At 42.4% G+C, this 12,188-nt stretch carries 14 protein-coding genes; all 14 read left to right on the plus strand.

Features of this window, described 5'->3' with window-relative positions; translation table 11 throughout:
• The first annotated feature begins 7 nt into the window (after positions 1 to 7).
• The 14 genes from SLU01_RS16445 (at position 8) to SLU01_RS16510 (ending at position 12,188) form a co-directional block, all read left to right on the plus strand.
• Positions 8 to 553, plus strand: coding sequence for an NUDIX hydrolase (locus SLU01_RS16445; RefSeq protein ID WP_147060412.1), 546 nt, complete (start codon positions 8 to 10; stop codon positions 551 to 553).
• A gap of 54 nt (positions 554 to 607) precedes the next feature.
• A complete protein-coding gene (locus SLU01_RS16450) occupies positions 608 to 1,120 on the plus strand; it encodes a hypothetical protein (protein WP_170232737.1) in 513 nt (170 codons plus the stop codon).
• Positions 1,121 to 1,206: 86 nt separating this feature from the next.
• On the plus strand, positions 1,207 to 1,665 hold the full coding sequence (gene fur / locus SLU01_RS16455) for a ferric iron uptake transcriptional regulator (protein WP_147060360.1): 459 nt from the start codon (positions 1,207 to 1,209) through the stop codon (positions 1,663 to 1,665).
• Between the two features lie 83 nt (positions 1,666 to 1,748).
• Positions 1,749 to 2,648 (plus strand): site-specific tyrosine recombinase XerD, encoded by a 900-nt coding sequence (gene xerD / locus SLU01_RS16460; protein ID WP_147060362.1) that lies wholly within the window; start codon positions 1,749 to 1,751, stop codon positions 2,646 to 2,648.
• Positions 2,649 to 2,877: 229 nt separating this feature from the next.
• Positions 2,878 to 4,071 carry a phosphopentomutase gene (deoB, locus tag SLU01_RS16465; protein ID WP_147060365.1) on the plus strand — a complete coding sequence of 398 codons (1,194 nt, stop codon included), beginning with the start codon at positions 2,878 to 2,880 and terminating at the stop codon, positions 4,069 to 4,071.
• The gene (locus SLU01_RS16470; protein ID WP_147060367.1) at positions 4,071 to 5,384 is read left to right on the plus strand and encodes a pyrimidine-nucleoside phosphorylase; all 1,314 of its coding nucleotides are present in this window, start codon (positions 4,071 to 4,073) and stop codon (positions 5,382 to 5,384) included. The genes deoB and SLU01_RS16470 overlap by 1 nt, the downstream gene beginning before the upstream one ends.
• Positions 5,385 to 5,551: 167 nt before the next feature.
• Entirely contained in the window at positions 5,552 to 6,349 is a 798-nt protein-coding gene (locus SLU01_RS16475; protein ID WP_147060369.1) for a helix-turn-helix transcriptional regulator, read from the plus strand.
• 308 nt (positions 6,350 to 6,657) lie between these two features.
• Positions 6,658 to 7,521: an aminoglycoside phosphotransferase family protein gene (locus SLU01_RS16480; RefSeq protein ID WP_147060371.1), complete on the plus strand. Its 864-nt coding sequence runs from the start codon at positions 6,658 to 6,660 to the stop codon at positions 7,519 to 7,521.
• Between the two features lie 235 nt (positions 7,522 to 7,756).
• Complete coding sequence (locus tag SLU01_RS16485; protein ID WP_147060373.1) at positions 7,757 to 7,972, plus strand: hypothetical protein; 216 nt, start codon at positions 7,757 to 7,759, stop codon at positions 7,970 to 7,972.
• A gap of 197 nt (positions 7,973 to 8,169) precedes the next feature.
• A complete protein-coding gene (locus tag SLU01_RS16490; RefSeq protein ID WP_147060375.1) occupies positions 8,170 to 8,694 on the plus strand; it encodes a P-loop nucleotide/nucleoside kinase family protein in 525 nt (174 codons plus the stop codon).
• Positions 8,695 to 9,157: 463 nt separating this feature from the next.
• Positions 9,158 to 9,508: an anti-sigma factor antagonist gene (locus SLU01_RS16495; protein WP_147060377.1), complete on the plus strand. Its 351-nt coding sequence runs from the start codon at positions 9,158 to 9,160 to the stop codon at positions 9,506 to 9,508.
• Positions 9,498 to 9,944 carry an anti-sigma F factor gene (gene spoIIAB, locus SLU01_RS16500; RefSeq protein WP_147060379.1) on the plus strand — a complete coding sequence of 149 codons (447 nt, stop codon included), beginning with the start codon at positions 9,498 to 9,500 and terminating at the stop codon, positions 9,942 to 9,944. Before SLU01_RS16495 ends, spoIIAB begins: the two co-directional genes overlap by 11 nt.
• A 3-nt stretch (positions 9,945 to 9,947) precedes the next feature.
• Positions 9,948 to 10,736, plus strand: coding sequence for a SigF/SigG family RNA polymerase sporulation sigma factor (locus SLU01_RS16505; protein WP_147060381.1), 789 nt, complete (start codon positions 9,948 to 9,950; stop codon positions 10,734 to 10,736).
• A gap of 3 nt (positions 10,737 to 10,739) precedes the next feature.
• Positions 10,740 to 12,188: a spore germination protein gene (locus SLU01_RS16510; RefSeq protein WP_147060383.1), complete on the plus strand. Its 1,449-nt coding sequence runs from the start codon at positions 10,740 to 10,742 to the stop codon at positions 12,186 to 12,188.

Raw genomic sequence — 12,188 nt, forward strand, 5'->3', positions numbered from 1 at the left:
GAGTGGAATGAATCAATTTGAGGAAAAAACGATTTCAACCGATTTATTGTTTGAAGGGAAAGTCATTTCTCTTCGTGTCGAGGAGGTAGAATTGCCCGATGGGAACCGGGCGAAAAGAGAGCTTGTCAATCACCCGGGAGCAGTCGCCGTCATTCCGATAATGGATGACGGGAAACTAATCCTTGTCAAGCAATATAGAAAAGCATTAAACCGCTCCATCATCGAAATTCCAGCAGGCAAAATCGAGCCAGGCGAAGATATTGAAGTAACTGCGCTTCGTGAACTGGAAGAAGAGACGGGATACGGAGCCAATCGATTTGACTATTTACAGTCATTCGCAACTTCACCCGGATTTGCAAATGAAATCATTCATATTTTTGTAGCTCTTGGACTATATAAAATAGACAAGCCAGCTGCAGGTGATGAAGACGAATTCATTCATATGATTGAATGTACAATCGAAGAAGCAGAGCAGATGGTGCTGGATGAGCGAATTTATGATGCGAAGACAGCGTTTGCGATCCTACACGCAAAAAAACTTTTAAATAAATGAGCTATTTAGGAACGGACAAGCATAGGTTATAGAAACGATGCGGAGGTGAAACCTATGGTCCGTTCCTTATCATTTATCCATCTATTTATCGTACTAACCGTCGGTTATATCGGCGGGGCATTGTTATTCAGAGAAATTCCAGTAGCAGCATCCGAAAAATGGATAGGTTTCTTTGACCCTAGAGTCATTTCGGCTAGTGAGGGGCTATTTCTCAAACCTATACTAGCGTTAATTTTATTTTTCGTCATCGCATTTCTATTGTCGATGAATAGTAAAACGCGGCATGCCATATTGCTAGTGGGAGCAATTAAATGCGTCCTCTTCGGATTATCGTCTTCTTTCCTACTATCATCTGGAATGAAATTATGGGCATATACAATTTGGTGGTTTCCGTTCCAATTCTTAATATGTCTTCTTTTCTTAGTATATTGTGTCGTATTAAGTCCGCCTTATTTTAATAAGATTTCGCGCAAAGGTCGAAATCTACAAGCCGTACCTGTGTTGGCCGCGATATGTGCAGTGGCCTTTTTGATAGAAATGACAGTATTCCATTTTCTTATCCGTTAACCCTTTTGGAAGTTTCATATTTCCTTTATGTTGTCACACTCAACGCCCTTTTGATATAATGGATTCAGTGTTGAGGGGGGCGTCATATGGAGAGCCGGATTGAACGGATCAAAAAGCAACTGCACGGGGCCAGCTATAAGTTGACGCCTCAGCGGGAAGCTACGGTCTTGGTCCTTCTTGAAAATGAAGAAGATCATTTAAGTGCTGAAGATGTTTTTTTACTCGTTAAGGAGAAAGCCCCTGAAATCGGACTTGCAACAGTCTATCGGACATTGGAGCTTCTAACAGAGCTGAAAATTGTCGACAAAATCAATTTTGGAGATGGTGTCTCCCGATATGATTTACGTCAAGAAGGGGCGTCTCGTTTCCATCATCACCTTATTTGCATAGAGTGCGGGAAAGTTGCCGAAATACAGGAAGATCTTTTAGGTGATGTTGAAAAAATTGTCGAAAGCCGTTACGGATTTAATGTAAAAGACCACTGGCTGACCTTCCACGGGACTTGCCAAAGTTGTAAGTCTTCGGGAAATGACAGTAAAAAGTGAAATGGGGATGGCGTGATGCTGTCCCTTTTTGTCATTTATGAGCGGGGGAGGGAGAAAGGCATGCACAATGTTGCCTGCATGAAATGAAAGATGGAAGATTTGCGTTGGAAGATTATATCCACTTTCTCAAAGTGGAAAGGCAACTATCCAAAAACACCATCTCTTCCTACAAACGAGATTTAGTTGAATATATTGTTTCAATGGAAAAAATCGGAATTGAAGCGATTGACGAAATTGATCGTTCAGTTATTTTGCAGCATTTGCATCAGCTGAAGGAGGAAGGGAAATCATCCCGTACGATCGCGAGGCATATTTCATCCGTCAGATCCTTTCATCAATTTCTATTACGTGAAAAAGTAGCATCTCAAGATCCAACTGTCCATTTGGAAATGCCGAAGATTGATCAAAAATTGCCTTCAGTACTATCCGTTGCAGAAGTGGACAAACTGATATCCATGCCGGAGAGTGGAAAATTGCAAGGGAAAAGAGATATCGCCTTATTGGAATTACTTTATGGTACAGGGATGCGTGTAAGCGAACTGATTGGGTTAAATATGGATGACGTACATCTATCCATGGGCTTTGTCCGAGTTTTTGGCAAGGGCGGCAAGGAGAGGATCGTTCCTTTGGGAGGTGGCGCGATAAACGCATGTACAAGCTACATAAGGGAGGCGCGACCGGATTTCATATCGAAAACGAAAGGAACGGATGCTTTTTTAGTCAATATGAGAGGCGGCCGGTTGACGAGGCAAGGTTGCTGGAAAATAATTAAAGGGTATGCAGTGAAAGCGGGTATACAAAAAGAACTGACTCCTCATATTTTACGTCATTCATTTGCTACACATCTCATTGAGAATGGCGCAGACATTCGTGCCGTTCAAGAAATGCTTGGGCATTCAGATATTTCAACAACACAAATTTACACACATGTCAGCAAGGCTAGACTGAAGGATGTATATGTGAAATACCATCCGAGAGCATAAGAGAAAAGCGGAAGGCGCTTGCTCAGATGCGACAGGCATAAGGCGAAGATGCGGTGTGGCGGTTTTTGCCACAGAGCAGCTTTGACTTATGACCCGAGCAAGTCGAACTGCGCAGGGTTCGATTTGCCGTATTTCTGCGGTTTTTGCAGAAATTAAGGCATCTCCCTAGCGCCTGTAGCTGGACAGAGAAAAGCGGAAGACAATATAGCGAAAAACTGGAGGGACGGACATGGAAAGAAATAAATTTAAGCGTGTTCATTTAATCGTACTTGACTCGGTCGGAATTGGAGAGGCTCCAGATGCTCACTTATTCGGCGATGAAGGCGCAGATACACTTGGACATATCGGAGAAGAAATGGGCGGCTTAAAAATGCCGAATATGGGGAAATTAGGTTTGTCGAACATAAAGGAAATCGAAGGGATAGCTGTCGAACCGAATCCTATTGGCATGTATGGAATGATGCAAGAAGCATCTGTCGGCAAGGATACAATGACAGGGCACTGGGAAATGATGGGCCTTAATATTAATAAGCCATTCAAAGTGTATCCGAATGGATTTCCGCAAGAACTGATCGATGAACTGGAGAAGCGGACCGGAAGAAAAGTAATAGGCAACAAGCCTGCCAGTGGAACTGGAATCATTCAGGAACTTGGCCAGGAACATATGGAAACGGGTGCCATTATCGTCTACACTTCAGCTGATCCAGTTCTTCAAATTGCTGCGCATGAAGGCATCATTCCCATTGAAGAGCAATATCGCATTTGTGAAATCGCTCGAGAACTTACACTAAACCCAGAATATCTCGTCGGGCGAGTCATCGCTAGACCATTTGTCGGAGAACCGGGTAATTTTATCCGTACAACGAACCGTCATGACTATGCATTGAAACCTTTCGGCCGAACAGTTATGAATGAGCTGGAAGATGCCGGACACGCAGTCATCGCGGTCGGTAAAATATCTGATATATTCAATGGTGAAGGTGTCACAGAAGCTGTAAGGACAGTGAGCAATATGGATGGCGTCGACAAACTGCTTGATGTTATGAAATCTGATTTCCACGGACTGAGCTTCACTAATTTAGTGGATTTTGACGCGTTATACGGCCATCGTAGGGATCCGATTGGTTACGGAAATGCATTACAAGACTTTGATGCTCGTTTACCTGAAATCATGAATTCACTTCATGAAGATGATTTATTGATCATCACTGCTGATCATGGAAATGATCCTGTGCATAGCGGGACCGATCATACGAGGGAATATGTGCCGCTTGTCATATATAGTCCTTCTTTTAAAGAAGGTGGAAAATTGCCTTTACGGAAAACGTTTTCGGATATCGGCGCAACAATTGCAGACAATTTTAAAGTGAATTCACCTGAATTCGGGGAAAGCTTCTTAAGTTCATTAATAGAAAAGGTGTGATGGCTGTGTTCAGGATGGTTGATATTATTGAGAAAAAAAGAGATGGCGAAACGCTTACAAAAGAGGAAATTACATTTTTCATTAATGGATATACAGAAGGATCCATACCCGATTATCAGGCAAGCGCTTTTTTAATGGCCGTCTACTTCAAAGGGATGACAGCTGAGGAACAAGGCCATTTGACGATGGCGATGGTCGAATCAGGTGACCAGATTGATTTATCAGCAATAGAAGGGTTGAAAGTGGATAAGCACTCTACTGGCGGGGTAGGAGACACGACAACGCTTATTTTGGCCCCTTTAGTAGCTGCTTGTGGTGTTCCAGTTGCCAAGATGAGCGGAAGAGGCTTAGGGCATACTGGCGGCACGCTTGATAAGCTTGAATCGATCGAAGGATTTCATATCGAGCTAACCGAAGAACAGTTCGTCAAACAGGTGAATGACCTTAAACTTGCTGTCATCGGACAAAGCGGCAACTTGACGCCTGCAGATAAAAAATTGTATTCACTACGCGATGTAACTGCTACGGTCAACAGCATTCCGCTTATTGCAAGCTCCATTATGAGTAAAAAGATTGCGGCAGGTGCCGATGCAATCGTCTTAGACGTTAAAACGGGCGACGGCGCATTCATGAAAACCTTGGAAGATGCTGAAGCGTTGGCACGTTCGATGGTTTCAATCGGTCACCAAGTAGGGCGCAACACAACTGCAGTCATCTCCGACATGAGCCAACCTTTAGGCTTTGCGATCGGAAACGCACTTGAAGTGAAAGAAGCGATCGACACACTTAAAGGAGAAGGACCTGAAGATTTAACGGAACTTTGCTTTGTCCTAGGAAGCAAAATGATTGTCGCCGGTAAAAAAGCGGATTCGATTGAGGAAGCTAGAAAAATGCTTGAGGCAGTTATCGCAGACGGCACGGCATTGGAGCTGTTCGGCCGATTGATTGAAGCACAAGGCGGCGATGCACGCATTATTCACGATACATCATTATTACCAACCGCAAAATATCAAATCGAAGTCCCTGCACTGTCTTCCGGGACCATTTCAAAAATGGAAGCAGACGAAATCGGCGTCGCTGCAATGCTGCTTGGAGCGGGAAGAGCGACGAAGGAAGACGAAATCGATTTGGCAGTCGGTATTATGCTAAAAAAGAAAATCGGCGATGAAGTAAAAGCCGGTGATCCATTGGCAATTATTCATTCAAACAATGAAAACGTAAAAAAATCGATTGAAATGATTCAAAACCATATTCATATTTCGGATAAAGTACAGGATGCACCTGCATTGATCCGAGAAACAATTACACAATAATAGTTGAGAGAAACCATTCCTTGAGCAGCTAGTCTGTTCGGGGAATGGTTTTTTAAATTATAGAAGAAAAAAAGAATAGGTATTTAGATGCATTTTGAAAATCTTTTAATGGCAAGTATCCTTTTTGACCCCACCCATCTATATAGGGGGTAAAAGGGGGAATTGTAATGACTTACTACTTGAAGGAATACGCACGATTCGCGACAACTGAAGAAATGGATGCAGCAGCAGAACAGCACTTGTTTCGTCATTGGGATGAGCTGACAAAATCGGATCGCCAAGTGCTCGACATGATCCGCCGCTATTCGGTGAAGTACGGTGCAGCACATTTGAAACATGAAACGATAGAAGACGCAATCGGGAAATCAAATGCAACGGTTCGACGCGCAATTCGCAAACTTGTCAGCTTGGGGATTATCGAGAAAGTCCACTATATCCGTCCCGTCATGAGCGGGCTAGGCGCTAACATCTATATTATTTTACCGATTGATGACCAGGGGAAAATGAACAATCGTGACCATGACGATAAACCTCATAACAACGCGGAAAACGAGCAGCATCTGGCAGACGAAGCCTCTCTTTCTAAATCTCTATTAAAATCTAAAGATCTTAACTACACGTCTCATCATGAGCCGTCAAAGTTATCCACAAGTCTATTCAGTCGGATGAAAGACTTGCTTCTTGCCACAATTGGAGAAACAAAAAAGGCCCGTGAATTCTACGGAATTCATCAAGCGATCTCTGAACGGATGTTGAAGTATGAAATCTATAAAGATGACAAGGACGTATTCGACGCTCTTGCATATCGTGCATTGACGATCACTGTCATGGCGACGAAAAAGAAAGTGATCCGCAATTTACCGGGGTATTTCAAGGGCGTACTGGATAAGTTGGTCGATGAGACGTATTTTAAAGACATTTTTATGCTGTTTGATAAGCCGGTGGAAGGGTTTTATTGCCCTTGAGCAGGGTTGGTTGTGATGCGGCTTGCCTTTGTTTCGTTGCGAATGATTTGATTGTGATGCAAATTGATTTGATTTCGTTGCATGCCGGTTTCATTGTGTTGCGCCCGTTTCATTGTGATACGACCCGATTTCGTTTCGTTGCGGTTCAATTACATTGTGATGCGGAAAAGTATGTTTTGGTTAATTAAATTCTGAGCGTCCATAAAAGTTAGAAAATCAAGCTGCTGACATTTTGAACATGGTATGATAGTTGAAAGCTTGCCAGTTATCAAAGAATTCTTTCTTCATTCAGGAAAAGGAGGAGCTAAATGTTAAACCGAGTCATTCAACAATTCAACTTGAATGTAGTAGCCATTCATGAGGTTGAAGATTCCCATAGTTCAACAGTTGTTAAATGCTGTTTGCTGAATGGGGAAAACGTCTTTATAAAAATACCTTTCACGAAATTGAAGTGTAAGCGTGAGTTGGAAGCTTATGAAATCTTAAAAGATAGCGTTTCAATTCCTAAGATGTTAGATTTTTGGTCTGGCGATGAGGAGTGTCCCGGCGCATTCTTATTGTCTGAATTAAAAGGGCAACCGCTATCACAAAAGCTTTCACCCACAATAGCGTTTCAGGTTGGGGTCCTCCATGCCTCTATGCATCAAATTCCGCCCCCTGCTGCAGTTCAGTTAACTGGAATAAAAAATGAATTTCCAACCTGGTCTAATTTTGTGGAACGCCAATTCTACAGTTTTGCTGAAGATGTGAAGAACGTTTTGGATGAAAATTTATACAGTCAGGCGATTGAAAAATTTGAAAACATGAAATGCCAGCTTCCGCTTCCAGATGGTCCGAGCTTCATACATATGGATTTTCGTCCAGCCAATATAATTGTGAATGGAGATAAGGTGTCAGGCGTGATCGACTTCGAAAGTGTACGATTCGGCTCAACAGAAATCGATTTCACTAAAATTTATCGTGATTTTTTAAGGTTTGATTATAATTTGTATCAGTCTTATCAAGAAGGCTATAACACGATAAGACCGTTAATTGATTTAGAAGTTGTATTGCCTTTTTACCAATTCACCGATGCATTTAATAGTATTGGTTGGTGCAAACGCCGTGGAATTGAAAGGAATGCATCCTTTTTGGAGGAAAATCTTTTGATTCTACAAAATGTATTACGATAAACAATGGTTTTGTTTTGGTGGTCAACACTTTTTAACTTTTTCCAATTTGTAGCTACATTAATACCTGTTAAATACCCTCGGTGGATGGGAGGGTATAGTAGTTATAGATCCGATGGTTTACAGCTTCTTAGGATATTGAAAGATAAAGGTTAACAATCCGATCATGGACAGGGCGTAATTTAAAAGTATCGTTGTAGTGCGGGCGGACCAATTTATAGACGAAGGGGTGCAGCAAATGAGTGATCGATTTGAACTTAGTTTTAAAAACAAGGTAATTAAAATGTGGCTGGTTTTTATGGTGCCAACTGTGATTGTACAAATACTCCTTTTACTGTTTACTGAATATCCAAGAGAAATACTAGCAGGAATTCCTTCAATACCAACAACACTCTTTTTTATCTGGCTCTATTTTCATAAAAGGAAACAGAAGAAAAAGGAAAATTTTGCCTAATCGTTGATTGTCAGTCAGTGTTGCGCTGCAACCGGGGCATTACAGTTTTTATTTTATGCTTGTGGGGTACTTAGCGAACTGTAATTAATAGCAAAACATATAACGAAATTATGAAGCAATTGGATGCGGTCGCTGTATAAGCGAGTGCTACTCTATTGCAATATGGTTTATTTAATAGAGAAAGGTAAGGATTAATCATGTTTTTTGTTCAAATGTCTGGCTTCCCGGGCTCTGGGAAATCCACGCTATCTCGAGAAATTGCCAAGAGAACGGGCGCGATCGTAATCGACCATGATATTGTAAAATCTGCTTTGTTAAAATCAATAGAGGACAAGCAAATCGACATGAAACTGGCCGGTAAGATTTCGTATGATATTGATTGGTCTTTAATTGATTTTCAATTGTCGCAAGGACAAAGTGTGATTTTTGATAGTCCTTGCCTCTACCAAGAAATGGTTGATAAAGGAATAGGCCTCTCCGAAAAGTATAACGTTACATACAAATATGTTGAATGCTATCTTAACGATTTCGAAGAGGTGAATAAGCGATTAAAAACCCGAATCAGCAAGATCAGTCAAATTAAAGAAATCCGGTCTGAAAGTGATTTTAAATTTACGATTGAAAACAGCAAAAAACCAACTGGCTATCCTTGCTTAGTTATAGATACCGGCAAGCCTTTAGAAAGCTATATTAACAAGGTCGTAAGTTACATAAATGATTAACAAGCGAATTGCGGCAGAGTAAAATGGTTTTTTTAATACTTAATAAGGAACCGGTCCACCAGCTTGTGTCGCAGAAGCCATTCTTTGAACAAAAAATGATGAAGGAATGGTTTTTTTATTATGCCAACAAGTGTTACCTTTACCTCGCGTCCAATCCACCGCTCCATGCGTCCAAAGCCCTCAACCCCGCGTCCAAAGCCATCCGCCCCGCGTCCAATCCACCGCACCTCGCGTCCAACCCCCCGCCTCACGCGCCCAAAGCAACCTACCACGCCACCGCCCAATCCCCACCTATAATTTAATTCCTTTCATGTGTAAACCGTCCTTAAAATGGATAGGCTTTTAAAGGTAATATCGAATGTCGAAAAATAGAATATTTGCAAACCTTGTGACTAGTTATGTCAGGTGAAAGGGTTTTCCACGTCCTGTGTTGAATGTGTTCCGCATGAAGGAGGGATTCAGCATGGCTGATATTAATCAGATTGATGACATTGTGGTTGTAACATTGGCGGGAGAGTTGGACAATCTGCAGGCAAACAGGATTCGTTCGACAATTTCATCGTCCATCTTCACAGGAAAAGTACGGGGAATCATTTGGGACTTGAGCCGCCTTGGGTTTATGGATAGCGCGGGCATCGGACTTATTTTAGGAAGGATGCGTGATCTTGCACCTTACAATGGGGAAACATTTATTATAAATCCCTCCCCTACGATGGAAAAAATCTTCAATTTTTCAGGCTTGGGTTCCAACATCAGACATGGCTCGGTTGAAAGTGTAATTGGTGAAATCGGAGGGGTCTTATATGAGAAATGAAATGACATTATCGTTCGTCGCAATTGAAGAAAATGAAGCGTTGGCGAGGATGGCCATGACTTGTTTCATCACGCCTTTGGATCCGACGCTTGAAGAGATTTCTGAGTTTAAAACGATCGTTTCTGAAGCTGTCACGAATGCGATCATTCACGGTTATGATTGTGACGGAACAAGCATGGTTACGATTCGTGCGTTGATTGATGGCAATAAAGTGAGTATGACTGTCGAAGACCAAGGAAATGGGATTTTCGATGTGGAACAGGCAATGGAGCCGATGTTCACGACGAAGCCCCTTATGGAACGATCGGGTATGGGATTTACGATTATGGAAAGCTTTTCAGACAGTTTATCTGTCGATTCTTCCATCGGAAATGGAACGGTTGTGCGATTCGAGAAAATGTTTTCTCCGGTCACGGAAGCAAGCAGAATGAGGTGACCGATGGATACGTCTGTTGAAAAACAAGATGCCCTATTGTCCCAGGAAAAAATGAGAACGCTGATCCAACAATCCCAAGAAGGGGATAAAGAAGCGAGACGGATGATGGTGGAAGGCAACACTCGACTTGTCTGGTCCATCGTTCAGCGCTTTGCATCCCGGGGAGCGGATCTGGAAGATTTGTTCCAGATTGGATGTATCGGTCTTATGAAGTCAATTGACAAATTCGATTTATCGTATGAAGTGAAATTTTCCACGTATGCAGTCCCAATGATTGTAGGAGAGATCCAACGGTTTTTAAGGGATGATGGCATGGTGAAAGTGAGTCGTTCCATACGGGAACTAAGTTTTAAAATCAGGCATGCGACGGATGATTATATTAAGCATCATGGCAAATCGCCGTCTGTTTCAGAAATTGCCGATGCCTTGCAAGTGACAGTGGATGAGGTAATCCTCGCTTCGGACGCATTGAGAGATCCGGCATCCCTTCACGAGCAGCTTTACGAGAACGAAGGAGACAGTTTGACGTTGATGGATCAGTTGCGCGATGACAGGTCGGAACGGTTTTTCGATCATATTCCGCTAAGAGACGTCGTGTCCAAGCTGAGTAAACGAGATCAGACGATCATTTACATGCGTTATTATTTGGACTACACACAAAGCGACATCGCTGAAAGGATTGGCATTTCACAAGTGCAGGTCTCCCGTTTGGAAAAGAAGATCCTTGCCCAATTAAAGACATGGATGAGCTCGCAACCAGAAGAAAGTGACATTAAAGTGAGGACGGATTAATTAATGGCGAAGTTATTCACATCTTTGAAAGATGGAGAAGAATGGTTCCAAAGTAAATTTGGTATAGATGAAACATTTGACGCGACTGCAAAAACTGTCCACTTATGGGGAATGCCTGTCCTGATGTACTATATAAACGGCCTCATTGACGGGCAGACATTAACAACCCTTTTGACGGAAATGCAAGAGGGCTTTGAAAAGAATGATGGAAATAAAGATGACCCTGAATGGTTTCTAAATTACTTTCCTTATTACGCATTGGAAGATGCGGATGACAAGGATAAATTCCTTACTGCTATTTTAAGCGGACTTGTCGGGTTTGTTTTGCCGAATGGCTATGCATTTGTGGCGGATTTACGAAGTTCTCCGGGCAGGCAGCCGGAGGAGCCGGATACGGAGAAGGTCATTAGAGGTTCAAGGGACGGCTTTACTGAAAACATCATAATTAATACTGCCCTTGTAAGAAGAAGACTAAAAACAGAAGATCTTCGTTTTGAAATGCATCAAACATCGGTAAATGGAAAAACAGATGTGGCAATTACGTATATGAAAGGTGCTGCCAGTGAGGAGCATCTTTCTTACATACGCGGAAGACTGGATGATATCAAACATGATGGTTTGACGATGACGGATAAATCGTTGGAAGAATTCTTGTTCAAGCAAAGATTCCACCCAATGCCGTTTGTCCGTTTCACCGAAAGGCCGGATATTTGCGCCGCGCATCTTTTGGAGGGGCATATCGCTATAATTGTCGACACATCCCCCTCTGCAATTTTAGTTCCAGTAACAGTTTTTCATCATTTGCAGCATGCGGAGGAATACCGGCAATCTCCATTTACAGGTACATTTGTAAGATGGCTACGACTATTCGGGGCGTTGCTTAGTATGTTCCTTCTCCCATTTTGGTATTTGCTTTCTACTCATCAACAATATTTACCGGTCATGCTGAGTTACATTGGGCCGAATGATCCTGGTTCTATTCCGTTAATTTTGCAATTGCTTATTGCGGATATCGGCATCGAAGTGCTTCGAATGGCAGCAATCCATACGCCATCTCCTATGACGACGGCGATGGGGCTCGTTGCTGCAATTGTCATTGGCCAAGTTGCCATCGATGTTGGATTGTTCACGGGTGAGGTAATTTTATACGTGGCGGTTAGCGCCATCTTTACTTTTGCCATCCCGTCATTTGAATTGAGTTTAACAACGAAGATTTTCAGGGTATTCATTCTCATATTGACCGGCATATTGGGTGCTCCAGGATTCTTTTTAGGAACCGTATTTCTTTTCTATTATTTAGCTTCTCTTAAGCCGATGGGTGTGCCATATATGTGGCCATTAGTACCGTTTTTCCCTCAGGCTATGAAGCGGGTGCTCATTAGATTCCCAATGACAATCGATGCCCCAAGACCATTTATAACGGATTCTCCAGATAGGAATAGGCTTTCGTAG

This window comes from Sporosarcina luteola (assembly GCF_007991495.1).
Lineage (GTDB): Bacteria > Bacillota > Bacilli > Bacillales_A > Planococcaceae > Sporosarcina > Sporosarcina luteola.

Excerpts from the sequence above, each read along its gene's own strand:
- SLU01_RS16445 (WP_147060412.1), top strand. The coding sequence starts at position 8 with ATGAATCAATTTGAGGAAAAAACGATTTCAACCGATTTATTGTTTGAA.
- SLU01_RS16475 (WP_147060369.1), top strand. The coding sequence starts at position 5,552 with ATGACTTACTACTTGAAGGAATACGCACGATTCGCGACAACTGAAGAA.
- xerD (WP_147060362.1), top strand. The coding sequence starts at position 1,749 with ATGAAAGATGGAAGATTTGCGTTGGAAGATTATATCCACTTTCTCAAA.
- deoB (WP_147060365.1), top strand. The coding sequence starts at position 2,878 with ATGGAAAGAAATAAATTTAAGCGTGTTCATTTAATCGTACTTGACTCG.
- SLU01_RS16490 (WP_147060375.1), top strand. The coding sequence starts at position 8,170 with ATGTTTTTTGTTCAAATGTCTGGCTTCCCGGGCTCTGGGAAATCCACG.
- SLU01_RS16510 (WP_147060383.1), top strand. The coding sequence starts at position 10,740 with ATGGCGAAGTTATTCACATCTTTGAAAGATGGAGAAGAATGGTTCCAA.
- SLU01_RS16470 (WP_147060367.1), top strand. The coding sequence starts at position 4,071 with ATGGCTGTGTTCAGGATGGTTGATATTATTGAGAAAAAAAGAGATGGC.
- SLU01_RS16450 (WP_170232737.1), top strand. The coding sequence starts at position 608 with ATGGTCCGTTCCTTATCATTTATCCATCTATTTATCGTACTAACCGTC.
- spoIIAB (WP_147060379.1), top strand. The coding sequence starts at position 9,498 with ATGAGAAATGAAATGACATTATCGTTCGTCGCAATTGAAGAAAATGAA.
- SLU01_RS16505 (WP_147060381.1), top strand. The coding sequence starts at position 9,948 with ATGGATACGTCTGTTGAAAAACAAGATGCCCTATTGTCCCAGGAAAAA.
- SLU01_RS16480 (WP_147060371.1), top strand. The coding sequence starts at position 6,658 with ATGTTAAACCGAGTCATTCAACAATTCAACTTGAATGTAGTAGCCATT.
- SLU01_RS16485 (WP_147060373.1), top strand. The coding sequence starts at position 7,757 with ATGAGTGATCGATTTGAACTTAGTTTTAAAAACAAGGTAATTAAAATG.
- fur (WP_147060360.1), top strand. The coding sequence starts at position 1,207 with ATGGAGAGCCGGATTGAACGGATCAAAAAGCAACTGCACGGGGCCAGC.
- SLU01_RS16495 (WP_147060377.1), top strand. The coding sequence starts at position 9,158 with ATGGCTGATATTAATCAGATTGATGACATTGTGGTTGTAACATTGGCG.